This is a genomic window from Maricaulis sp. (genome assembly GCF_017643475.1).
Lineage (GTDB): Bacteria > Pseudomonadota > Alphaproteobacteria > Caulobacterales > Maricaulaceae > Maricaulis.
This window is the reverse complement of sequence record NZ_JAEPNI010000002.1, coordinates 147959-171414: the sequence shown is the minus strand read 5'-3', so window position 1 is coordinate 171414 and position 23456 is coordinate 147959. Positions and strand designations below refer to the sequence as shown.

24 protein-coding genes are annotated in these 23456 nt (G+C 60.5%); 15 read left to right on the top strand and 9 right to left on the bottom strand.

Annotated features, from left to right (window positions below; all coding sequences use genetic code 11):
• Positions 1 to 117: 117 nt before the first annotated feature.
• The 4 genes from JJ889_RS08030 to JJ889_RS08015 form a co-directional block, all read right to left on the bottom strand.
• Positions 118 to 1086, bottom strand: coding sequence for a hypothetical protein (locus tag JJ889_RS08030; RefSeq protein WP_291893515.1), 969 nt, complete (start codon positions 1084 to 1086; stop codon positions 118 to 120).
• Between the two features lie 153 nt (positions 1087 to 1239).
• The gene (locus tag JJ889_RS08025) at positions 1240 to 2262 is read right to left on the bottom strand and encodes an ABC transporter ATP-binding protein (RefSeq protein WP_291893513.1); all 1023 of its coding nucleotides are present in this window, start codon (positions 2260 to 2262) and stop codon (positions 1240 to 1242) included.
• Positions 2259 to 3845 carry an iron ABC transporter permease gene (locus JJ889_RS08020; protein WP_291893512.1) on the bottom strand — a complete coding sequence of 529 codons (1587 nt, stop codon included), beginning with the start codon at positions 3843 to 3845 and terminating at the stop codon, positions 2259 to 2261. The genes JJ889_RS08025 and JJ889_RS08020 overlap by 4 nt, the downstream gene beginning before the upstream one ends.
• Positions 3846 to 3880: 35 nt before the next feature.
• A complete protein-coding gene (locus JJ889_RS08015; RefSeq protein ID WP_291893510.1) occupies positions 3881 to 4933 on the bottom strand; it encodes an extracellular solute-binding protein in 1053 nt (350 codons plus the stop codon).
• A 453-nt stretch (positions 4934 to 5386) separates the two neighbouring features.
• Here JJ889_RS08015 and JJ889_RS08010 point away from each other — a divergent pair, with 453 nt between their 5' ends.
• Entirely contained in the window at positions 5387 to 5605 is a 219-nt protein-coding gene (locus JJ889_RS08010; RefSeq protein WP_291893508.1) for a phosphoglycolate phosphatase, read from the top strand.
• 6 nt (positions 5606 to 5611) lie between these two features.
• On the opposite strand, the gene JJ889_RS08005 is transcribed toward JJ889_RS08010, so the two are convergent.
• Complete coding sequence (locus JJ889_RS08005) at positions 5612 to 6304, bottom strand: HAD-IA family hydrolase (RefSeq protein WP_291893506.1); 693 nt, start codon at positions 6302 to 6304, stop codon at positions 5612 to 5614.
• 122 nt (positions 6305 to 6426) lie between these two features.
• Between JJ889_RS08005 and glmU the strand changes: the two genes are divergently transcribed.
• The 6 genes from glmU to JJ889_RS07975 are packed head-to-tail and all read left to right on the top strand — an operon-like array spanning position 6427 to position 13209.
• Positions 6427 to 7782 carry a bifunctional UDP-N-acetylglucosamine diphosphorylase/glucosamine-1-phosphate N-acetyltransferase GlmU gene (glmU, locus tag JJ889_RS08000; RefSeq protein ID WP_291893504.1) on the top strand — a complete coding sequence of 452 codons (1356 nt, stop codon included), beginning with the start codon at positions 6427 to 6429 and terminating at the stop codon, positions 7780 to 7782.
• Positions 7782 to 9251 (top strand): NAD-dependent succinate-semialdehyde dehydrogenase, encoded by a 1470-nt coding sequence (locus tag JJ889_RS07995; RefSeq protein WP_291893502.1) that lies wholly within the window; start codon positions 7782 to 7784, stop codon positions 9249 to 9251. The genes glmU and JJ889_RS07995 overlap by 1 nt, the downstream gene beginning before the upstream one ends.
• Positions 9248 to 9946 carry a ribose-5-phosphate isomerase RpiA gene (gene rpiA / locus JJ889_RS07990; protein WP_291893500.1) on the top strand — a complete coding sequence of 233 codons (699 nt, stop codon included), beginning with the start codon at positions 9248 to 9250 and terminating at the stop codon, positions 9944 to 9946. The genes JJ889_RS07995 and rpiA overlap by 4 nt, the downstream gene beginning before the upstream one ends.
• Positions 9947 to 9955: 9 nt before the next feature.
• A complete protein-coding gene (locus JJ889_RS07985) occupies positions 9956 to 10426 on the top strand; it encodes a DUF2059 domain-containing protein (protein ID WP_291893498.1) in 471 nt (156 codons plus the stop codon).
• A gap of 18 nt (positions 10427 to 10444) precedes the next feature.
• Positions 10445 to 11821 carry a glutathione-disulfide reductase gene (gor, locus tag JJ889_RS07980; RefSeq protein WP_291893496.1) on the top strand — a complete coding sequence of 459 codons (1377 nt, stop codon included), beginning with the start codon at positions 10445 to 10447 and terminating at the stop codon, positions 11819 to 11821.
• 17 nt (positions 11822 to 11838) lie between these two features.
• Positions 11839 to 13209: a class II 3-deoxy-7-phosphoheptulonate synthase gene (locus JJ889_RS07975; protein WP_291893494.1), complete on the top strand. Its 1371-nt coding sequence runs from the start codon at positions 11839 to 11841 to the stop codon at positions 13207 to 13209.
• 75 nt (positions 13210 to 13284) lie between these two features.
• On the opposite strand, the gene JJ889_RS07970 is transcribed toward JJ889_RS07975, so the two are convergent.
• A complete protein-coding gene (locus tag JJ889_RS07970; protein ID WP_291893492.1) occupies positions 13285 to 13551 on the bottom strand; it encodes an HU family DNA-binding protein in 267 nt (88 codons plus the stop codon).
• Positions 13552 to 13791: 240 nt separating this feature from the next.
• Between JJ889_RS07970 and JJ889_RS07965 the strand changes: the two genes are divergently transcribed.
• The 4 genes from JJ889_RS07965 (at position 13792) to JJ889_RS07950 (ending at position 16863) form a co-directional block, all read left to right on the top strand.
• The gene (locus tag JJ889_RS07965; protein ID WP_291893490.1) at positions 13792 to 13959 is read left to right on the top strand and encodes a hypothetical protein; all 168 of its coding nucleotides are present in this window, start codon (positions 13792 to 13794) and stop codon (positions 13957 to 13959) included.
• Positions 13960 to 14011: 52 nt separating this feature from the next.
• Positions 14012 to 14371, top strand: a complete 360-nt coding sequence (locus tag JJ889_RS07960) for a response regulator (RefSeq protein WP_291893488.1) — start codon at positions 14012 to 14014, stop codon at positions 14369 to 14371.
• 15 nt (positions 14372 to 14386) lie between these two features.
• Positions 14387 to 15751: a GAF domain-containing sensor histidine kinase gene (locus JJ889_RS07955; protein ID WP_291893486.1), complete on the top strand. Its 1365-nt coding sequence runs from the start codon at positions 14387 to 14389 to the stop codon at positions 15749 to 15751.
• 65 nt (positions 15752 to 15816) lie between these two features.
• Positions 15817 to 16863, top strand: coding sequence for an NAD(P)-dependent alcohol dehydrogenase (locus tag JJ889_RS07950; protein ID WP_291893485.1), 1047 nt, complete (start codon positions 15817 to 15819; stop codon positions 16861 to 16863).
• A gap of 150 nt (positions 16864 to 17013) precedes the next feature.
• On the opposite strand, the gene JJ889_RS07945 is transcribed toward JJ889_RS07950, so the two are convergent.
• From JJ889_RS07945 to JJ889_RS07935, 3 genes are read right to left on the bottom strand one after another with little or no spacing between them, the layout of a single operon-like run.
• The gene (locus JJ889_RS07945; RefSeq protein WP_291893483.1) at positions 17014 to 17772 is read right to left on the bottom strand and encodes a hypothetical protein; all 759 of its coding nucleotides are present in this window, start codon (positions 17770 to 17772) and stop codon (positions 17014 to 17016) included.
• Positions 17772 to 18767, bottom strand: a complete 996-nt coding sequence (locus JJ889_RS07940; RefSeq protein ID WP_291893481.1) for an NADP-dependent oxidoreductase — start codon at positions 18765 to 18767, stop codon at positions 17772 to 17774. Before JJ889_RS07940 ends, JJ889_RS07945 begins: the two co-directional genes overlap by 1 nt.
• Entirely contained in the window at positions 18764 to 19606 is an 843-nt protein-coding gene (locus JJ889_RS07935; RefSeq protein WP_291893479.1) for a DUF3667 domain-containing protein, read from the bottom strand. Before JJ889_RS07935 ends, JJ889_RS07940 begins: the two co-directional genes overlap by 4 nt.
• 165 nt (positions 19607 to 19771) lie before the next feature.
• On the opposite strand from JJ889_RS07935, the gene JJ889_RS07930 reads away from it, so the two are divergent.
• From JJ889_RS07930 to JJ889_RS07915, 4 genes are all read left to right on the top strand, one after another.
• Positions 19772 to 20695, top strand: a complete 924-nt coding sequence (locus JJ889_RS07930) for a Gfo/Idh/MocA family oxidoreductase (protein ID WP_291893477.1) — start codon at positions 19772 to 19774, stop codon at positions 20693 to 20695.
• A 39-nt stretch (positions 20696 to 20734) separates the two neighbouring features.
• Positions 20735 to 22399, top strand: coding sequence for an NAD+ synthase (locus JJ889_RS07925; protein ID WP_291893475.1), 1665 nt, complete (start codon positions 20735 to 20737; stop codon positions 22397 to 22399).
• Positions 22400 to 22468: 69 nt separating this feature from the next.
• Positions 22469 to 22903: a hypothetical protein gene (locus JJ889_RS07920; RefSeq protein WP_291893473.1), complete on the top strand. Its 435-nt coding sequence runs from the start codon at positions 22469 to 22471 to the stop codon at positions 22901 to 22903.
• A gap of 87 nt (positions 22904 to 22990) precedes the next feature.
• A complete protein-coding gene (locus JJ889_RS07915) occupies positions 22991 to 23440 on the top strand; it encodes a hypothetical protein (protein WP_291893471.1) in 450 nt (149 codons plus the stop codon).
• Positions 23441 to 23456 lie beyond the last annotated feature (16 nt).

The following is a 23456-nucleotide window of genomic DNA, read 5'->3' as shown; positions in this document are numbered from 1 at the left end:
GGCTCAGGCCTTGAGGCGTGTGTGAAATCGGGATCCAGAACTACGGAGGCGCTGGCACCGACCGAGAGGAGCTGGGTTGCCGGGATCTGGGCGGTCCGAGGCGAGCCGTCCAGCGCTTTACGAACGGCAATCAGAACACGCCTCTCGCCAGTCAAAGCCATCCGCCTCCATGCGTTGACGCACGGCTGATATGAGCGGGTCGGGCTCAACGTCCGTGGTCGGCGGCAATTGATCAAAGGGCGCGCTCATCATGCAATGATCGACTCGCCCATTGTCCAATCCCCTGTCCTTCCGCAACGCAAACACCAACAGTGCTTCAACCGGTAGCCTTACAAATGGGCCCAGATCGTAATCGATGAACTCCTCCCCGCGCTTGCCCACGCTGCGATACATATGGAAATCGCAGACTTGAGAGAGATCGTCCACGATCTCATCGAAATTCTCCGAATAGAGGTTCGCAAGCAGCTGATTGAGGGGACCAAATTCCATCTCGCCGTTGAGTATGTCCGGCACACCGGTGTCGTAGTGCTGAGCCATCAGACGAAACTGAAACCGATAGGCCGGTAGATAATCCTGATCAAACACACACCCTCTCTGGGCATAGGTCGCATAAATCCGGAACAGAGCGGCTGAACGCTGAGTTTGCCCAAGAATGGCGCCCAGCGCGATTTTACCCACTGTTTTCGCTGTCATCATCCTATCTTCGCGTCCAAATCTCTGCGAATAACGCTTGCACTGAACTAGATCTAACGAAGTAAGGAGTTCGAACGCCTCGAATGCTCTAAATGCGGCTAAGAAATTGAAGCTCTCGTTTTCTTCCGAGTTCCGTTCAGCTTCAAAACAGCGGATTTCCCCTAGTGTCGCCAAGGCCCCGCAAAGTCTGACACTTTCCCAATCCTCAAAGGGCGGCTCTACTTGTGGACGTTCGCGCGCAACTGGCAGGACAAGTTTTCCTGTTTCGATGTATTCACGAAGTTCACCGATGGATTTGTCCAGTTCTGCACGATGGAGCTTTTCCATATCGGATTTGGTGATCCGCCAACCTCTACGCCACTTTTGTTCAATGTTCTCTGGAATAGTAACCATGCAGGCCTTCTTTCAGTTTCCCGTCGCGGTGCGGGAGCGCGTCGCCTTGCCCAGTCTCGGGGATGGCCATTCAGTGCGCTGAATTCCTTCGCTTTCGTCCTGTACTGCAGCGAGTGGGTATAACAACTCGCCCCGATGACGCATGACGCACGCTCATCTTTCCAACAGGGTGACAAAGGCCGGGTCGAGGTTCACAGAAACCTTGTCTCCGACACAAAGTGCTTGGGTTGCCGGGGCTTTGGCGGTCCAAAGCGTGCCATCCTTCGCCTTCAAGGTGACGTCACAATTGGGACCGGAATAGGTGGTGCCGACAATCGAGAACGCGTCACCCTCAACGACGCGAACAGCCTGGGGGCGGATCAGTGCAAGGATGCTCGTGCCGTCTGGCAGGTCCGTCTGGATCGTGCCGAGCGGCAACACGGCCGTGCCAGCGGCCACGACTGTCTCGCAGGTCTGAACATCTCCCACCAGACGGGCGGCGGTTTCGCTGACCGGGTTGAACCAGACATCCTGCGGCGCGCCGCACTGGATGATGCGTCCGGCATCCATCAGCGCAAGCTGGTCTGCGCTTTCCAGCGCTTCCTCGGCGTCGTGGGTGACGAACAGCACGGCCGTGCCGGCAGCGCGCAATACATCCATGGTCCGCTGGCGCACATCGCCGCGCAGGCGCCGATCGAGGCCGGAGAAAGGTTCATCCAGCAGGACAACACCAGGCCGGGGCGCGAGCGCCCGGGCGAGGGCCACGCGTTGTTGTTCGCCGCCGGAGAGTTCGTGTGGATACTGGCTGGCCTTGTGCTCCAGCTCGACCGCCCGCAGCTGGTCCAGCGCCCGGGACTTGCGGTCAGTGCCGGTGAGGCCAAAAGCGACATTCTCGACGGCGGTCATGTGCGGGAAGAGGGCGTAGTCCTGGAAGACCAGTCCGACCCGGCGTTGTTCGGGGGCGAGGAAGGTCTTGGGCCCGGTCCAGGTAACGCCATCCGCGGTGATCTCGCCGGCATCGAGCTGTTCCAGGCCGGCGACGGCTCTCAACAGGGTCGACTTGCCGCTGCCGGACGCCCCCAACAGGGCCGTGATCTCGCCGGCATGCAGCTCCAGCGACGCGCTTTCAAGCGCTGCGTGGTTCTTCGTGAAGGCCCGGCGCGCGCCGCGGATACTCAGTGTTTCGACACGGCTCATGGCCTGGCCCCGTTCTCCCCAGACGAAGAGAGATATCGCGCCACGAAAATCATGGGAAGGGTGGCGATGAGCGGGATCAGCAGTGCCGGCGCTGCGGCTTCGCCCAGGCGCTCATCCGAGGCGTATTGGTGGGCGATGATTGCCAGGGTGTTGAAATTGAACGGGCGCAGGATCATCGTCGCCGGCAATTCCTTGAGAATCTCGACGAAGCTCAGGATCAGGGCCGAGGCGACACCCGGCGCGATCAGCGGCAGGTGCACGGCCAGCAGGCGGCGGCGTGTGTTGGCGCCCAGCGTCTTGGCCGCACCGTCCAGCGACCTGGTCACGCGGGCCAGCGCGGTCTCGCACGGGCTGATGGCCGCTGCGACAAACCGGCTGAGATAGGCGAGGACGAGGGCGGCGGCCGTGCCCGTCAGCAGGATCGGGAGGACACTGCCTGTCAGGCTTTCCCAGGTCGGGTCCAGCCAGCGCTGGATACCAGAGAGCAGGGCGATCACACCCACAGCTGCGACGGCTCCGGGCACAGCATAACCGACACCGGCCAGTCGCGCCGCTGCGGTTCCCAGAACCGATTTGCGACGCAGGGCGTAGGCGGTAGTCAGGCCAACAAGTGTGGCGATGACGGCGGCGCTGCCAGCGACCGTGAGGCTGTTGAAGGAAGCTTGGGCCAGGCCATTGGCCACGGGTTCGCGCAGGGCGCGCCAGGCGAGGCGGCCCAGTGGCAGGACCATCGACAGGAAGAGCGCCATGAAGGCCGCCAGGGTCGCCAGTCCCGCCTGTAGCGGGCTGAGCAGGAAACGGCGGGCGGGACGTTGTTTGCCCGAACTGGTCTGGACCTGCATGCGCCGGCGGCCATGGCGCTCCAGTCCGAAAATCACCAGCGCGAAGACAACCAGGATCAGCGACAGGCGAGCGGCATCGAGCAGGGAGCCGGCCCCGGACCAGGCCCGGATGAGGCCGATCGAAAGGGTTGGTGAGCCGAGGTGGGCGACCGTGCCATAGTCAGCCAGCGCTTCCATGATCACCAGCGCCATGCCCGCGGCGATGGCCGGCCGGGCCATGGGCAGTGAGGTGCGCCAGAACGCCCCGAAGGCGGACGCGCCCAGCGTGCGGGCTGCGTCGTAGGCGTCGGCGGACTGGCCGGTGAAGGCATTGCGGGCGAGCAGATAGACATAGGGGTAAAGGACGAGGGCGAACATCAGTCCCGAGCCCCAGGTGCCGCGGATGGTCGGGAAGAGCCCCCAGCTCATGCGATCCAGCGGTCCGCCGGCCTGGGAGATGTCGAGCCACGCATAGGCGGCTACATAGGCCGGCACGGCGAGCGGCAGGATCAGCGCCCAGGTGAAGAATTTCCGGCCGGGAAACTCGCAGCGTGCGGTCAGCCAGGCGAGGCCGGTGCCGATGGCGGCTGCTGTCACCGAGGCCACCAGACCGACATAGGCGGAGTGAAAGAGATAGGTGGGCAGGCGGGTTTCCGCGAGATGACGCAAATAGTCGGTGGATCCGCCGCCCAGCGCGATGGCTGCGACGGCCAGGATGGGAAGCCCGCATATAAAAGCAGCAAGGACGGCGATGATGTTCATCGCCGTCCCGGTAGGCTGGGTTTTACTGGCGCCGATCACTGCCAGCCGACGCGGTCGAAGATGCGCTGGGCGACGGCATTATTGGCGCCAAGTTCAGCGATTTCGAGATCGTCCTGGGTAAAGGGCATCATCGCGGAAAGCGTCGCATTGTCCCACTGTGCGGTCGGAACGGCCGGGACCTCGTTGGTCATCTCGGCAAAGATGCGCTGGGCCTCATCGGAAACGAGGAAGGCGATGAATTCGCGGGCCTCGTCCGGGTGCGGGGCGTTCAGGGCGATACCGGCGCCGGAGACGTTCATGTGCGCACCGGTGGTATCCTGGTTCGGGAAGAAGAGCGTCGTCTGCTCGACGACGGCCTGGTCGGCCGGCTCGTTGGAATTGGCCATCATCGCGAAATAATAGTGGTTCGTGATGGCGACATCACATTCGCCCGCGGCAATGGCGCGGAGCTGGTCGCGGTCACCGCCCTGCGGAGCGCGGGCCATGTTGTTGACGATGGCCTGGGCCCAGGCCTCGGCGGCTTCCTCACCTTCGTGAGCGACGATGGAGGCGAGCAGGGACTGGTTGTAGACGCTGCCGGAGCTGCGCACACAGATGCGGCCATTCCAGCGCTCATCCGCCAGGTCGGCATAGGTTGTGATCTCACCGTCCTGAACACGCTCATTGGAATAGGCGATGACACGCGAACGCTGCGCAACACCGACCCAATAGCCCTGCGGGTGGATCAGGTGGTCCGGCAAGCGGTCGGCAAATTCGCTGTAATCGCTCTGGGCAAACAGGCCGGCCTCTTCAGCGCGATGCAGGCGGGCGGCATCGACGGTGACGATGACGTCGGCCGGGCTGCGTTCACCATCGGCGCGGATACGTTCGATCAGCTGGTCACCACGGGCCTCGATCAGGTTGATCTCGATACCCGTCGCTTCCGTGAAGGCCGCATAGACGACAGCGTCACTGCTGTAGTGGCGCGCCGAGTAGACATTGACGACACGGCCTTCCGATTCTGCGCTGGCGGAATCAGACGTTTGTGATGCCGGATTGCACGCGGCGAGTGCAAGCGTGGCGGCAAAAAGCGTGAGGGTATTTTTCATAACTTATCCATCGGATTTCGAGTTGAAGCATGTCTCGCATTTTTGCGAACGCCTCGCAACTGGATTGGGCAGGTTCTCGCTGCGGCAAACCGTCCCGGGGCACCCTACCTGTGGATTAACGGAAAAAGTCGAGATTTCGTTAGGGATTGAGGCGGGCTGGATAGTGCTGATCGCACGATCCCGAAATGTCTCCCCTGACGGGATTGCACGCAGAAATGGGGTTCTGGGTGATCGGGAGCTTTTGAGGGCAATGCAGGCGAAAGTTGAATCTCTACTGCATTTCGCCCTTGGTGTGACAACTTGACACACCTTCATGGTCTCGTCATAAACCGCTCCGGCATATATCAGCCTGCGCACATTCGGGATTACCCAGGGCGTGGGCCCCGTAATTATCAATTTGATTGGACGTCATTCCCGACCGAGGGAAGCTCGGTCGCGTAGGAGGTTTTGTTCATGAGTAACGATCTGTGCACGCCGGAAGGCGCACGTCGCTTGAAGTCCCGCATTGAAGCCTATTGGGCAGAGCGCGGTTATGATGTCAGTGTCGACCTGGTCGACGCAGGCTTCATGCCGGCCATGCGTTCGGCACGTACCGATGTACGTTCGAACCTGGTCAACGGCATGCCGACTCGCCCGGCCAATGACATGGGTCGCGAGCGCCGTACGGCGTAAGTCGGATTAGTCCGACACCGTTCGCCAGATCTCGGCGAGCGTCTCAGGCACATCTGAGAATTCATGAATTAACCGGTCGGCTCCCAGCGAGCCGGCCGGTTTTTCACTATAACCATAGCTCAGGATGATAGACGGGACGCCGGCGGCCTTCGCGGCATCCACGTCCGGGGCGCTGTCGCCGACCATAGCGGCGCGGTGGTGACCCGCCCCGAGCGCATCATGAACATGATCCGCTGCCGGTTTCTTCGCCCGCGTTCGTTCCGGTCCGATCACGCGTTCGAAATAGCCGTCCAGCTCCAATTCCCGCAGCAGCAGGTCCGCCAAGACCGAGGGTTTATTGGTGCAGACCGACAGGCGCGCGCCGGCCTCGGCCAGGCGATCCAGCGTCTCGCGCACATTCGGGAAGGGAATGCTGTCGGCGGCGACATTGCTGTGATAGCTTTCGATAAAAGCTGGAAACAGCGCGTCCACCTCGGTCTCTGTCAGTGCGACATCCTGGCGATCATGGGCGCGGCGGATCATCGCCTTGGCGCCCCGGCCCACCATTTCACGAACATCGGATACCAGAACCGGCTGCAGGCCGCGGGGCAGGATGACAGCATTGAGCGCGCGGACCAGATCCGGCGCTGTATCCACCAGCGTGCCATCAAGATCGAACGCGATCGAGGCATTGGCGAAAACGTCTTTGGACAGTGTCATCTGTGCAATCCCTGAAACAAGTTTCTTCTCAGCCCGCCGGATATGCTGACACATCCGGTCTCTATGGGTTATAGCGCTGGCATATAGGTCCAGTATCGATTCACTTGAAAGGGTGGAATGGCATGTCACGTGCGCGCGCGGCGGTGATTTTGGCTGCGGGTCAGGGAACCCGCATGAAATCTAAAACGGTAAAAGTGCTTCACTCTGTCGGCGGTCGGCCGATGCTCGACTGGGCAGCCCAGCTGGCCGATGACGCCGATGCGTCCAAGCGAGTGGTTGTCTACGGGGCTCACTCGCCGGCTGTACGTGATGCGGGCGATGCGCTGGGCGCGGAAACCGCCCTCCAGGACCCGCCGCAGGGGACGGGGCACGCTGTCCAGGCCGCCGAGGGGGCCTTTGACGGTTTTGATGGCGATCTCATTGTGCTCTACGCCGACACTCCGTTGATTCGTGCGGAAACGGTTGAGCGGGTGTTTGACGCCCTAGCAGAAGGTGCTGCGGTCGCGGTGCTCGGTTTCGAACCGGAAGATCCGGCCGCCTATGGCCGTTTGATCGAGGATGCTGACGGCAATCTGGACCGGATCGTCGAATACAAGGACGCCAATGAAGAAGAACGCGCTGTTCGCCTGGTGAACTCCGGCGTGATGGCTGCGCGGGCCGACTTGATGTTCGAACTGCTCGGCGAAGTCACCAACGACAATGCCAATGGCGAATACTACCTCACCGATGTTGTCGGCCTGGCCCGTGGCCGCGGTTTGCGAGCTGTTGCTGTCCGTGCGGATGCCGACGAGGTGCTGGGCGTTAACTCGCGTGTGGATCTGGCTGAGGCCGAGGCGGCCTTCCAGACTCGCAAGCGCGAGGAGATGATGAGGGCAGGCGTGACCCTGGTCGCGCCGGAAACGGTCTTCTTCTCCCATGACACCGAGATCGAGCGTGATGTCGTGGTTGAGCCGCATGTCGTCTTCGCACCGGGTGTGAAGATCGAGGAAGATGCGACCGTGAAGGCATTCTCCCATCTGGAAGGCACCACCGTGCGTAACGGCGCGTCTGTTGGCCCCTATGCGCGATTGCGTCCGGGGGCGGACATTGGTCCCAACGCCAAGATCGGCAATTTTGTCGAGGTGAAGAAGGCGCAGCTGGCTGACGGTGCGAAAGTCTCCCACCTTTCCTATATCGGCGATGCGCACATTGGCGAGGGCGCCAATATCGGAGCTGGCACGATCACCTGTAACTATGACGGATACGACAAGCACCTGACCGAGATCGGCGCCGGGGCCTTTATTGGTTCCAACACCTCGCTGGTCGCGCCGGTCAAGGTGGGCGAGGGCGCCTATACAGGGTCTGGCGGTGTCGTCACCAATGACGTGCCGGACAATGCCCTGGCTGTCGCCCGGGCCGAGCAGGTGCACAAGGATGGCTGGGCGGAGCGCTATCGCAAGGCAAAGCTGGCGCGCAAGAACAAAGGAGAACAAGCCTGATGAATCTGATCGAGCGTCTTCAGGACCCGACACTGCTGCAATCCGCGTCCTTCATTGATGGCGAGTGGGTTTCAGCCGATGCCCAGTTTGAAGTGAGCAATCCGGCGACCGGCCAGAAACTGGCCGATGTTGCCGATGTCGGAGACGCAGGCGCACGGTCGGCGGTCGCTGCAGCGGCCCGGGCTTTTGAAAGCTGGAAGAAGGTTTCTCCCTTCGAACGCGCAGCCTTGTTGATGAAATGGCGCGAGCTGATCCTGCAAAATACGGCGGATCTGGCGACAATCATCACGGCTGAGATGGGCAAGACCTATCGCGAGGCCCAGGGCGAGATCGTTTATGGCGCCGGTTTCATCGACTGGTCCGCGGAAGAGGGCAAGCGTGTGCATGGCGAGACCATGACACCGCCTTTCCCGGGCTCGCGTGGCTGGACCATCCGCCAGCCGATCGGTGTGGTGGCCTGTATCACGCCGTGGAACTTCCCCAACGCCATGATCACTCGCAAGTGCGCTCCGGCGCTGGCGGCGGGCTGTACGATGGTCATCAAGCCGGCTCCCGAGACACCGCTCTCGGCGCTGGCCCTAGCCGAGCTGGCCAAGCGCGCCGGCATTCCCGACGGTGTCTTCAACGTGGTCTGCGGTGATGCCCAGGCCATCGGCCCGGTGCTGACCGGTTCGGACGAGGTTCGCATGATCGGCTTCACCGGCTCGACGCCGGTCGGCAAGCTGTTGATGCGCCAGGCGGCCGACGGTGTGAAACGTGTCGCCCTGGAACTGGGCGGCAATGCGCCCTTCATCGTCATGGACGATGCGGATGTCGACAAGGCCGCCGACGGTATCGTCGCCTCCAAATACCGCGTGTCCGGACAGACCTGTGTGTCTGCCAACCGCATTATCGCCCAGCCGGGCATTGCCGATGCGCTGGTCGAGGCATTGCAAAAGCGGGTTGAGGCGCTGACCCCGGGTGATGGTTTCGAGGGCGACACGGATGTGGGTCCGCTGATCCATATGGAAGCGGTCGAACGTGTTGATGCCCTGGTGAAGAACGCCCGTGAGAGCGGCGCGAGTATCCTGGCTGGTGGCAAGCCGCTGGTGGACGAGCTGGGCGGAGCGTTTTACGCGCCGACCCTGATCGAGGGCGGTTCCACGGATATGGACCTTGCCTGTTTCGAGATTTTCGGCCCCGTGGCCTCGGTCTACCGGGCCGAGAGCGAGGATGAGATCGTGCGCCTGGCCAATGACACGCCCTATGGCCTGGCCGCCTATATCTATACCAATGACGTCAATCGCATTCACCGCCTGACCGAGGCGCTGGAATACGGCATGATCGGAGTCAATGCGCCCATGGTTGGTGCAGCCTCCACGCCGTTCGGCGGGGTCAAGGAATCCGGCATCGGCCGCGAGGGCGGCAAGTGGGGTGTCGAGGAGTTCACCGAGTTGAAATACATACTCCTGGGAGGGGTGGACGCATGAGCGATCGCCAGAAGACCCACGCCGCAGCAGCAGCGCTGGATTATGTCGAAGACGGAATGACGATTGGCCTGGGCTCCGGCTCGACGGCCGAGATTTTTGTCAAACTGCTCGCCGAGCGGGTCAAGGACGGGTTGCGCGTCAAGGGCGTGCCGACCTCGGATCAGACTGCCGCTCTGGCGCGGGAGCTCGGTATCGAGCTCGCTGATGTCGATCATGTCGATCACATTGCGGTGACCATTGACGGTGCCGACGAGGTGGATGGCCGTTTCCAGCTCATCAAGGGCGGCGGTGGACGACACCTGCGAGAGAAGATCATCGCCCAGGCCTCGGACCTCATGGTGGTCGTCGTGGACGAAGGCAAACTCGTGTCCACGCTGGGGAAATTCCCGCTGCCGGTGGAGGTCGACCCGTTCGGTTTCTCCATCGGTGCCAAGCAGATCTTTGACGGTCTGCGCAAGGCCGGCGTGAAACACCCCGACGTGCAGCTGCGCCGCAAGGGCGACGGGCTGGAGCCTTTCATAACCGATGGCGGTAACTACATTCTCGATTGTGCTTGCGAGGAAATCCCGGATGCCGAGGCAGTGGATCGGGAACTCAAGCGCATTCCAGGGGTCGTCGAGCACGGCCTGTTTCTGAATTTGGCCCGCGTGGTGATTGTCGGCGAAGACAATCAGGCGCGCGTGATGGAGCTCTAGGGGGAAGCTATGAGAAACCTGATTATTGGGATTGCTTTTGCGTTCATCGCCTTTGTGCCCCGTGTCCAGGCAGATGACGCGTCCGATCGTCTCGTCATCGCTCGCGAGATCGTTTTGCAAACCACCACTGAGGACATGTACCGCACCGCCCTCGAGACGACCATGCCGCTCATCCGTAACAGTTTCCAAGTCAGTATTCCTGGTGCGACAGACGCTCAGCTTGATGAGGCCATGGATTTGATGATGGAAATCATGATGTCGACCTATGACGACATGATCGAGGAAAGCGCAGGGCTCTATGCATCACGCTTCACCCTTGCGGAGCTCGAGGAACTGCAGGCATTCAACTCGACACCGCTTGGGCAAAAGGTGTTGCAGGAATTGCCGGGCATTACGAGCGAGGCCAGCGTCATCGGTGAACGTCTTGGGACCGAGGCGGTGAACGCCAATCTTGGCCGCGTCCAGGCGATCTTCCAGTAAAACCGGGAAAGTCTTCCAATGCCTGATTTTGACTACGACCTCTTTGTCATCGGTGCCGGTTCTGGCGGTGTGCGCGCGTCGCGCATGGCCGCCAAGTACGGCGCCGGCAAGATCGCGATCGCCGAGGAACACCGTTATGGCGGAACCTGTGTGATCCGTGGCTGTGTTCCCAAGAAACTGCTGGTCTACGCGTCCGAGTTCGCAAAGACCTTCCAGCTGGCCGAGAGTTTCGGCTGGGATGTGGGCGAGAGCGAGTTCAGCTGGGAAAGGCTTATCGCCGCCAAGGACAAGGAGATCGAGCGTCTCGAGGGCATTTATGGCCGCCTGCTGGCCGGCAGTGGTGTTGAAGCCATTGATGACCGCGCTGTGCTGGAAGGTCCGAACACGATCCGCCTCGTCAATCAGGACCGTACGGTCACTGCGGCCAAGATCCTGATCGCGGTGGGTGGAACGCCTTTCGTGCCGGACGATATTCCGGGGCATGATCTCGGCATCACCTCGAACGAGGCCTTCTATCTGCCTGAATTGCCCAAGCGTGTGGTGATCGCCGGCGGTGGCTATATCGCCTGTGAGTTCGCCCAGATCTTCAACGGCATGGGCTCAGATGTGGTGCAGGTCTATCGCGGTGATGAGGTTCTGCGCGGCTTCGATGCGGATGTGCGCACGCATGTACACAAGGAAATCGAGGCCTCGGGCGTCAAGATTGTCACGGAGACCGTGTTCACGAAAATCGAGGCGCTCGCTGATGGCTCCAAGCGGGTGCATTTGAAAAACAGCGACACGATTGATACGGATCTCGTGATGTATGCGGTCGGCCGCACGCCCTATACGCACGGGCTGGGCCTGGACAAGGCCGGTGTCGAGCTGGACGGGAAGGGTGCGATCAAGGTTGACGCCTATTCCAAGACTACAGCGGACCACATCTACGCCGTGGGCGACGTCACTAACCGGGTCAACCTGACGCCGGTCGCCATTCGTGAGGGCGCGGCCTTTGCGGCGACGGTCTTCAATGACACGCCGACAGCCTATGACCATTCCGATATCGCCTCGGCCGTCTTCACCCAGCCGCCTGTCGGCTCGGTGGGCATGACCGAGGAAGAGGCGCGAAAATCTGTCGCGAAAGTGGACATCTATAAAACAAGCTTCCGCCCGATGAAGTACACGCTGAGTGACGTTGGCAGCAGAATGCTGATGAAACTTGTCGTCGACGGGGAGACAGAACGCGTTTTGGGTGTGCATATTGTCGGTCCTGACGCGCCGGAGATGATCCAGCTCGCCGGGATTGCCGTCAAAGCAGGTTTGACGAAATCACAATATGATGCGGCATGCGCTGTGCATCCCACCAGCGCAGAGGAATTGGTGACCATGAGCGAGAAGTGGTCGCCAGACGAGTAAGTGAGAAGGCGACAGAGATGAATTGGTCCCCCCGGTCCTGGCGCGAAAAGCCGGTGATGCAAATGCCGACCTACACGGATCAGGCGGCTGTTGATGCTGTGATGGCCGAGCTGGCCGCACGGCCGGCCCTTGTGTTTGCAGGCGAGGCGCGTCGTTTGCGCAAACAGCTGGCGGATGTGACCGCGGGCAATGCCTTCTTGCTGCAGGGCGGTGATTGTGCCGAGAGTTTCAAGGAATTCTCCACCGAAGGGGTTCGCGACACATTCCGCGTTCTCCTGCAGATGGCGGTTGTCCTGACATTTGCGGCTTCCAAGCCAGTGGTCAAAGTGGGACGGATTGCGGGCCAGTTCGCCAAGCCGCGCTCGTCCGATACCGAGACTCGCGATGGTGTTTCACTGCCAAGTTATCGCGGTGACAGTGTCAATGACGCCGCTTTCACGCCGGAAAGCCGGGAGCCGGACCCACATCGTTTGATCCGGGCCTATGACCAGTCAGCCTCCACGCTGAACCTTTTGCGCGCGTTTGCGTCCGGCGGTTATGCGGATCTGCACAATGTGCATCAGTGGACCCAGGATTTCGTCAAGGACAGCCCCGCGGCAGAACGTTATGCGGAGACCGCGTCGCGCATTTCCGAAGCGCTGGCCTTCATGAAGGCCTGTGGTGTTGGCCGCGACAGTGCACCGTCGCTGGAGAGTGTCGACTTCTTCACCAGCCACGAGGCGTTGCACCTTCCCTTCGAGGAGGCCCTGACGCGTCGCGACCCGAATACCAACCAGTGGTATGCGACTTCGGCTCACATGATCTGGATCGGTGAACGGACCCGCCAGCTTGATGGCGCTCATGTTGAATACGCGCAGGGCATCGCCAATCCGATCGGTGTGAAATGTGGTCCGACCATGCAGCCGGATGATCTGCTGCAGCTGATCGACACGCTCAATCCCAAAAACGAGGCCGGACGTCTGGTCCTAATCGTTCGCCAGGGGGCCAATAATGTGCGCGAGACGTTGCCGGCGCTGGCGCGTGCGGTGACCCAGGAAGGCAAGAAGGTTGTCTGGTCGTCCGATCCGATGCACGGCAATACCGTGAAAACGGGCAATGGCTATAAAACACGTGAGTTTGACAAGGTCCTCAACGAGCTCGAGGGCTTCATGGACGTGCTCTACGCGGAAGGCGCCTATCCCGGCGGTGTGCATTTCGAGATGACCGGTCGCGATGTGACCGAGTGTGTCGGTGGTGCCAAGACGGTGACCGAGGCTGATCTGGCCTCGCGCTATCACACGCATTGTGATCCGCGCCTCAATGCCGATCAGGCGCTCGACATGTCCTTCCGCATTGCTGAATCGCTCAAGCGGGTGCGCAAGAACAATTCCGCTGCCAATGCCGCCTGAGTGGCGTTCTGACAGCCGGCAATAAAAAACCCCGCCAGGATCTCTCCTGGCGGGGTTTTTCTAACCCTGAGGGGATCAGATGTCTTTCAGAGCCGCTGCCGGGCGGAAAGCCGCCTGCGTGCGTGCCTTGGACATCATTTTCTCGCCGGTGCGCGGGTTGCGAACTTCGCGAGCTTCGCGGTGCTTCGCATGGAACGTACCGAAGCCAGCCAGCTGAACGCTGTCGTTTGCCTTTACAGAACCAACGATAGCTTCGATGGCAGCATCGACAGCTTCGCCAGCTTGAGCGCGGGACAGGCCGGTTTTGTCGGCAACGGCTTTAGCAAGATCAGACTTGTTCATAGGGTTCCCCCCAAATTGTCGTGGTTCAATCGGTACGGTCATCGTGCCCGATAGAGAGCCACTTGGTTCTAACACGCTTCATGAAGGCCAAGTTCGGAGGTGCTTTGCAAGCAATAACAGGCGAATCGGGCCGGATTTGCTGTAATTTTCCGGGAAAAACCCTGTTTTTTGGCTCTCGGCCCCGATTTTGCGGGTGTTTTACAGTATGTTTCACGCTGAGACGCCGTTGGAGAGCGCAACATGATTCGCCCGATTCGCATGCTGCCACTGGCTCTGATCGCCGCACTCATCGGTTATCTGCTGGCTGTGTATGCGGGAGCGGGGGACTTGTACGCGCCGGTCGCAGGGGCGATCGCGGGCGGCTGGACGCTGGGACGTCTTTGTCGTTCGCCACACCCTTCGAATTGAAATATTCCGCCAACGCGCCATACTTTGTTTTGAACCGACAGGTTGAGGGCAGATGGCAAAGATTCTCGTTGTGGATGATGACGCAGTGAATCGGGAATTGTTCCGGTGGGCGCTGCAGGACCAGCACGAGATTGACGAGCTGACGAGCGGGGTCGGTGCAGCCGACGCCATCCGGACTGGCGTTTACGATCTGGTCCTGCTCGATGTCATGATGCCCATTATTGGTGGTGAGGAGGTCGTGACCGATCTCGCCGCCACCCAGGCTGAGATTCTCAACCGGGTCCTTGTGGTGACGGCGGCCATGAACCAGCCGCTTGTTAACCGCATGACCGAACAGGGGGTCGCCGGTGTCAAGCAGCGGCCCTACGATCCGGAAGAAATCGCGGAGTTGGTCAAGACCTATGTCGCCTGATGCTCGGAGGTATCCATGGCGGACATTGTAGAGCGTTCGAAAAACGGGCAAGCTAGGCAATCTGCTCACTTCAACAGGGAGCTGGACCGGCTTACGCGTTTTCGCCTGGAGGAGAACCCCGGCATTGACCGCTTGCTGGAGGAAGTGGTGCGAAGCCTCAGCACTTCAGTCGGGGCGGAGCGGGCCAGCATCTGGATTCTGGACAATCAACATGTCGAACTGGGCTGTCTGTGTCTTTATGATCAGAACACCAGCGAAATCAGCTCGGGCGCCACGTTGAAGGCCAGCGACTATCCTGCCTATTTCGAAGCTTTCCGCTGCTCGCGCGTGGTCAATGCCGATGACGCGGTCACTGATCCGAGGACCTGCGAGTTCGCCGTCGGCTATCTCGATGTGCTTGGCATCACCTCTATGCTGGACACCCAGATTTCCGATCGAAAAGGGCTGCGCGGCGTTGTGTGTTGCGAACATGTCGGGCCGGCGCGGGAATGGAGCGAGGAAGAATGCGCCTTTGTTGCATCCCTGGGCGATTTTGTCGGTCTGTCGATGGAGTTGTTTGAGCGCGAGAAGATTGCCCGAGCGCTTGAGCGCTCCAATGAGCGCCTGGTGGAAGCTCTTGCTGAAGCAGAACGTGCGAAAGCGGAGGCAGAGGCTGCCAACCGGCTCAAGACCCAATTCCTGGCCAATACCTCCCATGAACTCCGGACGCCCCTGAACGGGATTCTGGGCGGGGTTTCCATCCTGCAACATGACCACAGTCCCGAAGCGCTGGAGCGCTGGCTTGGGGTGATAGACAGCTCCGGTCGGTGGTTGCTGAACACGGTGGCGACAATGCTCGACCTCGCTTCGCTCGAGGATGGATCGATCACGCTGAAGGTCGAACGCTTCAACCTGCTGGATGCGGTGCGTGAGGGCGCGCAACTGGGACTGCCGCCTGCCGCGGACGTGCCGGTGCCGAGTGTCGGTGTCGAAACACTGCCGGTCAGCCATCTCGAACTAAAGACCGATCGCAGCAAGCTTTTGCAGATCATCGCCAATTTCGTTTCCAACGCGCACAAATTCGCGCCGCAGCGCGTGATGCGTATTGACCTTTCTCCCTCGCCGGAGCGTGAAGATGCAGTGCGAATATCCGTCATAGACAATGGCAAGGGTGTACCCGAAGGCGACCAGGCGGAGATCTTCGAGCGCTTTCGCCAGGGTGATGGCTCCCCGACGCGGCGCTTTGGCGGAAGCGGGTTGGGCCTGTCCGTGTGCAAGGCGTTTGCCCGTCTTCTGGGAGGCGATGTGGGAGTCTTCAATACGCCGCAGGGCGGGGCCCAGTTCTGGGTCGATATTCCGCTGGAAATCGACACGCCCGTGGATACGCGATCTGATCTGTAGGCGCGAGCTTGTTCCCCGCTGCGATCGACCCAGATAAGCTGTGCACGCAACGAGAGGGGAATATCATGTCAGACGTCGCAGCCTACGCCGCGCAGTCCGCCGACGCGGACCTTGCAAAAACCCACATCCATCGCCACGCGCCGGCAGCCAATGAAGTCGCGATCGACATCGAGTTTTGCGGTGTCTGTCATTCCGACCTGCACACGGCGCGCGATGACTGGGGTGGCACGAAATACCCCTGTGTGCCCGGTCATGAAATCGTAGGGCGTGTTGTTGCTGTGGGCGAACGCGTCAGCAAGTTCCAGCCCGGACAGCGCGTTGGCGTCGGCTGCATGGTCGATAGCTGTCAGTCCTGTTCCTCCTGCGATGCGGGGCTGGAGCAATACTGTGAGACCGGCATGACGGGCACCTATAACGGCTCCCTGCCGGGGGGCGGTTACACGTTCGGTGGTTATTCCAAACACATCGTTGTGCGCGAGGAATTTGTTCTCTCCATCTCCGACAAGCTGGATCCGGCCGCCGCAGCACCACTACTGTGTGCCGGGATCACCACCTGGTCACCGCTGCGCCACTGGGGGGTGAAGGCCGGTGACAAGGTGGGCGTTGTCGGCCTGGGCGGGCTGGGCCACATGGCTGTCAAACTGGCCGCCGCCATGGGGGCAGAGGTGACGCTGTTCACCACTTCGCCGGGAAAGGCCGAGGACGCCAGGACGCTGGGCGCCAGCCGCGTGGTGATCTCGAAGGATCGCGAGCAGATGAAAGCGGTGAGGGGAGAGCTGGACTTCATTCTCAACACGGTCGCCGCGCCGCACAAGCTGGATCCCTATCTGATGGCCCTCAGCCTGGATGGTGTGATGGTCATGGTCGGCCTGCCTGATGAAGCCCACCCCGCACCGGGCATGGGCCCGCTGATCATGAAACGCCGCTCGCTGGCCGGTTCGCTGATCGGGGGCATCCGGGAGACCCAGGAAATGCTCGATTTCTGTGCCGAACACGGCATTCATTCCGATATCGAGATGATCCGCATGGACGAGATCAACACGGCCTATGAGCGCATGCTCAAGAGCGATGTGAAATACCGGTTTGTGATTGATCTGGCGACGCTGGGCTAGGCTGGCTGCTAGGGCAGCCCGCAGAGAACGTTGAGGGCACCCGAAATGACGGTGCCGCCGAGGCGTTGTTCAGGTTCTAATTGTGGGGGTACAAGGCTGTGGCTGGGGCGAGCATAAATAGATCTGGCGGATGCTGGTCGATCATGGGTATCAATACGGGCGGATGGCGATTGATAAAGCGCCGACCGTAACGGCGATAAAATCGACAACGAAAATGCTTATATAGGTTGCAGCCGCAAAGAACCCGGTGAGGATCAGGGTCCTGGCCAGCGTATCGCCAAGCTTTCCTTCTGAGTTACGGTTTGGTGCACGAATTGCGGTGACAAAATACACAGCGGATACCGTAAACAGTATTGTGAGGTCGCTAGTCGATGTGAGCAGTTTCAGCCCCGTGCCAACACAAATGCACGCAAGCAGGGGCACAACTGCGAGATGACTACTGGCTTTTCCTCCGGGGGTTCTGCGCCACAATAGGAGCGTCAAAAGGACCAGGCACGTCGAGATAAGCGGGAGGCTGATCGCAACAGTTGTAGAGGTGGCTTGCCAAGCGTCGTACATCATCAGATCAATCTCGCGGCGTGCATCCCCCGCGGATAGTCCCTCAGGAACGCGACGACTTGCCATCGAGATCAATGAGGAGCGGGCCTCAGGGTCCTGTAGAACAAGGGATGCGGCCCGGTCTTGATACCGTTCCGATAAGACACCGAACGCCGCCTGTATCGTTGCCAGTCCAACGAGACTGCCGAGAGACCAATAAACGCCGGTCTTCCCACCCGCCTCAATTTTGGAATAGAGGCGAGCGGGAAAGAAGGCGGCGAGGCCGAATGTCACGACCGTCCGAAAGACGGAGCGGATAATGGCAAGCGCTCTGTCGGCAATCTGAGGAACGATTAGGTTCCGCTCTGTCACTAGATTTTCACCAGCATCTTGCCTTTGTTGGCGCCGGAGAAGAGGCCGGTGAAGGCTTCCGGTGCCTTTTCGATACCGTCCATGATGGTTTCAGCTGGATTGATCTTGCCGGCCATCATCCATTCGGTGAGGTCTTTGACGAACTCGCCCTGCATGTCCATGTGATCAGAGACAATGAAGCCGCGGATATTAAGCGACTTGCCGACGATATAGGTCAGATTGTCCGTGATGGAGGCAGGCTCGGCGTCATTGTAACGCTGGATCATGCCGCAGGCGGCCATGCGACCATGCTGTTTGAGCACTTCCAGAGCAGCTGTGAAATGGGTGCCCCCGACATTCTCGAAATAGGCATCCACACCTGCCGGAGCGACTTCGCGGAGCGAGGCGGCGAGATTGTCGGTCGCCGAGTAATCGATTGCGTGGTCCGCGCCGATGGATTTGAGATAGTCCACCTTTTCCTGGCCGCGCGCCGTGGCGATCACGGTGGCACCCATCGCTTTGGCAAACTGAATGCCGGCAGAACCGACAGCGCCCGCACCCGCGGACATCCACAGCGTTTCACCCGGCTTCAGGTCGATCATGCGCTTGAGGCCGACATAGGCCGTCATGCCTGTTAGCCCCGCGATGCCCAGATAGGCCTGGGGCGGCAGGATGGAAGTGTCGATCTTCATCAACCCCTTGCCCGGCTTGGTATAGCCCTCGCGCCAACCAAACATGGACATGACGTGATCGCCGGGCTTGAGGCCGTCGAAATTCGAGGCTGTGACTTCGCCGACCGCGCCGCCTTCCATGACCGCACCGATCTGGAAGGGCTCGATATAGGTTTTGATCCCGCTCATGCGCCCGCGCATGTACGGATCGACAGAGATGTAGAGATTCTTGACCTGGACCTCACCTTCGCCGGGCTCTGCGAGCTCGGTTTCCGCGACCGAGTAATTCTCCGGTTTTGGTTCGCCTTTCAGATAGGCATTGAGATGGATTTCACGGGTTTTCATTGACCAACTCCATTTGTGAATTCAGTGAGAAGCAATTCATCGATCCGCAGGCCGAACTCGTATTGGAGGAGGGCTGCGGTGAGGAAGTACTGCAAGAGGATTGTTATGGTTATTGTGATTGGGAAGACTGCGAGCAGGCCGGCTATGCGCAGCGCAACGCCCGTCGCTGTGCGGGCATAGAACCTGGCTATGACGCGCGCTGCCAGCACGAAATACAAGATCATGCCGAGCAGTGTCGACAGGGCAAAGAGCACCATGCGCAGGTCCTCGTGGGGCACCAGCGGGTAGAGCGGAAGAAACACCAGCAGGATAACGAAACTGCCATTCACCGGGACCAGATACAGAAGCACATGCCCCCACCAGCTCAGCGATCTGCGGTAGAGCTTGAGCAAGACCAGGTAGGGCAGCGAACTGACGATCGTGATCGGCCATAACATCACCGCCGACCAGTCAGCGAGCGCCGGATCGATATCAGCAGCGGTGAGGTCTGTGCGGTGTCCCGTCTGAAGCCAGGCAGTGACTGAGGAAGGGTCTACGTAGACCGTCAGGGACTCAAGCGAGCTTTCCAGCGGCACACCGAACAGGGCGGCGATGGCGAACTGGAAGCTAAACAGCGCAACAAAGACGCGGACGGGCGATAGATAAGCCTGGTAATCGGCTTCCAGCGCCGCCCGGGCAATCGCATTGGGTTGGGTGAATGAGTGCCAAAGCGTCCGGAAAATCCGGCCATCCACTTCGAATGCAGCTACGGAGATCGAGTCAAGCGCATCCTGGGAACCTGCGGCGCGGCTCTTGTTTCTGGTTTGGTTTGCTTGCGAGCCAGGCTCAGATTCGGCCATGTCTGTTCTCCCCGCGAACAACTTATCCGCCGATCCTCGACACGCAAGGGAGCAATATCCGCATCCAGCAATTCTGAGAAACAAGAGGTGATGCGCGTTAATCTTGATTGATCCACAGGGGGCTTTATTCACCCTGCAGAGAGTTTTGTCCGAGTGGAAGACGTCATGGAAATCAAAAGTCTGAAGGCAGGGGTTGTTGGCGCCGGGGTGTTCGGAGGCTTTCACGCCTCCAAATATGCCGCCCATGATCGGACCGAGCTGGTGGGCGTTTTTGATCCCGACGTGAACAAGGCGCGGGCGCTGGCGGACAAACACGGTGCCAAGCCGTTCGACACGCTCGAACACCTGCTGGCGGAGGTTGATGTGGTCACCGTGGCCAGCCCGGCCGTCCACCATTTTGCCGCTGCGGCTGCAGCGCTGGCCTTTGGGAAGCATGTCCTGGTTGAAAAGCCGGTTGCATCCTCTGTCGAGGAAGCGCGCGAGCTGATCAATCTTGCCTCTTCGCACGGGTGTGTGTTGCAGGTTGGTCACCAGGAACGGTTTGTCTTCCATGCCATGGGGTTGCTGGAAGTTCCCGAAGTCCCCACGCGTATCGTCGCGCGCCGCATGGGGCCACCCTCCGACCGTAATCTAGATGTGTCTGTCACTCTGGACCTGATGGTTCATGACCTGGACCTGGTCATCGCCCTGGCCGGGGCGCCGATCAAATCTGTCGTTGGCAAGGTCGATGAAGGTCGTTTCGGCTCACCGGACATCGCCGAGGCCGTCATCACATTCGACAATGGCTGCGTCGCCGAGCTGATCTCCAGCCGCATCCACCACGAGCGAGACCGGAAGATGCAGGTCGCGTATGAAAACGGGTCTCTCAACATCGATTTCATAGCCAAGACCTTCGAGAACACGACCTCCTACGCGCTCAATGCGAACTTCGCGGAAACCGAGACCGCGAAGGATTCACTGGGCGCGAATGTCAATGCATTCATCGCCTCCGTGCTCGAGGGCGCTCCGGTCGCCGTTCCGGGTATTGCGGGCCTGAGGGCGCTCGATGCAGCACGCGCCATTGATGGCGAGCGCGAATACGGGTCCTGACCTCTTGCGCCCGGCCTCCCGCGGGTCTAAGTCGCGGGCATGGCTGATCGTTTGAAGATTGTCTCTGCCCAGCTGAACCCGGTCGTCGGGGATATCGCTGGCAATCTGGCCAAGGCCCGTGCGGCCCATGCCGAGTCGCGGGCGCGCCAGGCGGACCTGGTCGTCTTCCCTGAAATGTTCCTGATGGGTTACCCACCCGAGGATCTCGTCCTGAAGCCGGCTGCGGTGAAAGCCTGCGCCGATGCCATGGAGGAACTGGCGCGGGAGACCCGCGACGGCCCGGCCGTGCTGATCGGCCTGCCGTGGAAACAGGGCAGCAAGCTGCACAATGCGGTAGCCCTGCTGGACGACGGGCATCTGCATGCCCTGCGCTTCAAACATGAATTGCCCAATTACGCTGTATTCGACGAGAAGCGTGTCTTTGATGCGGGGCCGATCCCGAAAATCGTCAAGTGGCGCGGTCTCCGCATCGGCCTGCCGATTTGTGAGGATATCTGGCTGGAGACCGTACCGGACGCGCTGATCGAGCAGGGCGCCGACTTTTTCATCTCCATTAACGGATCCCCCTGGCGTCGCTCAATCGAGACCGAGCGCTGGGACGCGTTCTCGCGCTGGTATGATCGCTGGCAGGGCGAGAAGGGTCTGATCTTCGTCAACCAGGTCGGTGGCCAGGACGAGCTTGTCTTTGACGGCGCCAGTTTCGTGCGCGACAGCAAGGGCGAGGAAATCCAGCGCCTGCCCGCGTTCGAGGAATGCCTCGACACGTTCGACTGGATCCGCACCGGCAATGGCTGGGCCGCTGCTGGCGCCCGCCGCGAACCGGCCGTTTCCGGTCTGGAAGCGGACTGGAAGGCCATGGTCAAGGCGCTTGCCGACTATGTCGACAAGAACCGTTTTCCGGGCGTCGTCCTGGGCATGTCGGGTGGAGTGGATAGTGCCATCAGCTGCGCTATCGCTGCTGACGCGCTGGGGGCGGACCGGGTGTGGGCGGTGATGATGCCGTCGAAATACACATCCAAGGAGAGCCTGGAGGACGCCAAGGCCTGCGCCGAGCGTCTGGGCGTGCGTTATGACATCATCGATGTCGAACCGACGATCGAAAGTTTCAACACCGTACTGGCACCTTCCTTCCAGGGCACCGAGCCCAACGAGACCGAGGAAAACCTGCAATCGCGCTCACGCGGGGTCATCCTGATGGCGCTGTCGAACAAGTTCGGTCCGATGGTCCTGTCGACCGGCAACAAGTCGGAGATGGCGGTCGGATACGCGACGCTCTATGGCGACATGAATGGCGGCTATAACGCCCTGAAGGATGTCTACAAGACGGAAGTCTTTGCCCTGTGCCGCTGGCGCAATGCCTGCGAGACCTCTCCGGGCTTGGGCCCTGTCGGCGAGGTCATTCCCGAACGGATCATCACCAAACCGCCCAGCGCCGAGCTACGTGAAGACCAGACCGACCAGGACAGCCTGCCGGAATATGATGTTCTGGACGCCATCCTCTTTGCCCTGATCGAGGAGGAGCGTGGTGCGGACGAACTGATTGCTGAGGGCCATGACGCCGAAACGGTCCGCCGGGTGGAGAACCTGCTTTATCGCGCAGAGTACAAGCGCCGACAGGCGCCGCCGGGGGTGAAGATCGGTCACAAGAATTTCGGCCGTGACCGCCGTTACCCGATCACCAATCGTTTCCGGGCCAGTACCTGATCCCCCAAATCGGGGATGGGTGAAATGTGCTCGGCATGTTCTCCTGACGCACGAGTCAAAGGAGGGGACATGTTCCATACCGTTATCCGACCAGTCTTGGCGTGGGCGGGGGCCTGCCTGGTCGCCACCCTGTTACTGATCAGCGTCATGTATACCCTATCGATCATCGGAGAGGGGGTGTCGTCGGACGAAGCGCTCACAGTCTTGATGGGTTTGCCTGTCGCCGTGATCATATCCGGTGTTGTCGCGGCCTTCATTCTGGCGGTGCCGAGTTTTGTAATCGTCATGCTGTTGCGCCTTCTGCGTCTGCCCCGCGGCTGGGGAGATGGTATTGCCGGAGCTGCGCTAGGCGCCTTTTTAGTGCACAACGCCCAAGCCAATGTGTCCGAAGGTTACCTGTCGCAATGGCAAGCCTATGCAGTGTTTGCGACGATCGGCCTGCTGGCCGGCCTGAGCTATTGGTCCCTTGCCGGCCGCCCGGACGTCCCGGTCAAACCCATCTGAACCAACGATGCGTCACCCCGCCACATCGTCAAATCCCGCGCATTTAGTAATTTCTGTCATGACAGAAATTACTAAATGGAGGATGTCATGACGCGTGCCCTGGTTGTCACCACCGAGCCGGGAGACGATCTGGAACTCGAAAAGTTTTTCCGCGCGCTCGCCGCCTGGTTTGGTGCCTGTTACGCGGCCGGTCTGGCGATCATCATCCCGATCGGAGTGATGGCGATCAATGCGAATACCGGCTGGCAGGAGGTGTTGAGTTTTCTCGGCGGCATGTTCCTCTATGCCCTGTTCATCGGTTTCTTCGTCGCGCTTTATACGGTTCTGGTCTGGCCCGTCCTGGTCTGGATCGCAAAGCTGGTAGGCGTGAAGCGCGGATTTGCCGACCTGGTGCTCGGAGCGCTGATGGGCGGTGGACTGATCAGCGTCATCATGCAGCCCTTGCAGAATGGCGGGGAAGGCCTGTTCTTCCTCTTCGCTGCCGCTGGCGCTGTGGGAGGGCTCACTTACTGGTGGCTCGCGGGGAAGCCCAACTAACCCCGCCGCTTGCCCT

Excerpts from the sequence above, each read along its gene's own strand:
- JJ889_RS08010 (WP_291893508.1), top strand. The coding sequence starts at position 5,387 with ATGAGTAACGATCTGTGCACGCCGGAAGGCGCACGTCGCTTGAAGTCC.
- JJ889_RS07995 (WP_291893502.1), top strand. The coding sequence starts at position 7,782 with ATGAATCTGATCGAGCGTCTTCAGGACCCGACACTGCTGCAATCCGCG.
- JJ889_RS07915 (WP_291893471.1), top strand. The coding sequence starts at position 22,991 with ATGACGCGTGCCCTGGTTGTCACCACCGAGCCGGGAGACGATCTGGAA.
- JJ889_RS08020 (WP_291893512.1), bottom strand. The coding sequence starts at position 3,845 with ATGAACATCATCGCCGTCCTTGCTGCTTTTATATGCGGGCTTCCCATC.
- JJ889_RS07955 (WP_291893486.1), top strand. The coding sequence starts at position 14,387 with ATGGCGGACATTGTAGAGCGTTCGAAAAACGGGCAAGCTAGGCAATCT.
- JJ889_RS07930 (WP_291893477.1), top strand. The coding sequence starts at position 19,772 with ATGGAAATCAAAAGTCTGAAGGCAGGGGTTGTTGGCGCCGGGGTGTTC.
- glmU (WP_291893504.1), top strand. The coding sequence starts at position 6,427 with ATGTCACGTGCGCGCGCGGCGGTGATTTTGGCTGCGGGTCAGGGAACC.
- JJ889_RS07950 (WP_291893485.1), top strand. The coding sequence starts at position 15,817 with ATGTCAGACGTCGCAGCCTACGCCGCGCAGTCCGCCGACGCGGACCTT.
- gor (WP_291893496.1), top strand. The coding sequence starts at position 10,445 with ATGCCTGATTTTGACTACGACCTCTTTGTCATCGGTGCCGGTTCTGGC.
- JJ889_RS07975 (WP_291893494.1), top strand. The coding sequence starts at position 11,839 with ATGAATTGGTCCCCCCGGTCCTGGCGCGAAAAGCCGGTGATGCAAATG.
- JJ889_RS07965 (WP_291893490.1), top strand. The coding sequence starts at position 13,792 with ATGATTCGCCCGATTCGCATGCTGCCACTGGCTCTGATCGCCGCACTC.
- JJ889_RS08025 (WP_291893513.1), bottom strand. The coding sequence starts at position 2,262 with ATGAGCCGTGTCGAAACACTGAGTATCCGCGGCGCGCGCCGGGCCTTC.
- JJ889_RS08015 (WP_291893510.1), bottom strand. The coding sequence starts at position 4,933 with ATGAAAAATACCCTCACGCTTTTTGCCGCCACGCTTGCACTCGCCGCG.
- JJ889_RS08030 (WP_291893515.1), bottom strand. The coding sequence starts at position 1,086 with ATGGTTACTATTCCAGAGAACATTGAACAAAAGTGGCGTAGAGGTTGG.
- JJ889_RS07985 (WP_291893498.1), top strand. The coding sequence starts at position 9,956 with ATGAGAAACCTGATTATTGGGATTGCTTTTGCGTTCATCGCCTTTGTG.
- JJ889_RS07925 (WP_291893475.1), top strand. The coding sequence starts at position 20,735 with ATGGCTGATCGTTTGAAGATTGTCTCTGCCCAGCTGAACCCGGTCGTC.
- JJ889_RS07940 (WP_291893481.1), bottom strand. The coding sequence starts at position 18,767 with ATGAAAACCCGTGAAATCCATCTCAATGCCTATCTGAAAGGCGAACCA.
- JJ889_RS08005 (WP_291893506.1), bottom strand. The coding sequence starts at position 6,304 with ATGACACTGTCCAAAGACGTTTTCGCCAATGCCTCGATCGCGTTCGAT.
- rpiA (WP_291893500.1), top strand. The coding sequence starts at position 9,248 with ATGAGCGATCGCCAGAAGACCCACGCCGCAGCAGCAGCGCTGGATTAT.
- JJ889_RS07935 (WP_291893479.1), bottom strand. The coding sequence starts at position 19,606 with ATGGCCGAATCTGAGCCTGGCTCGCAAGCAAACCAAACCAGAAACAAG.
- JJ889_RS07920 (WP_291893473.1), top strand. The coding sequence starts at position 22,469 with ATGTTCCATACCGTTATCCGACCAGTCTTGGCGTGGGCGGGGGCCTGC.
- JJ889_RS07970 (WP_291893492.1), bottom strand. The coding sequence starts at position 13,551 with ATGAACAAGTCTGATCTTGCTAAAGCCGTTGCCGACAAAACCGGCCTG.
- JJ889_RS07960 (WP_291893488.1), top strand. The coding sequence starts at position 14,012 with ATGGCAAAGATTCTCGTTGTGGATGATGACGCAGTGAATCGGGAATTG.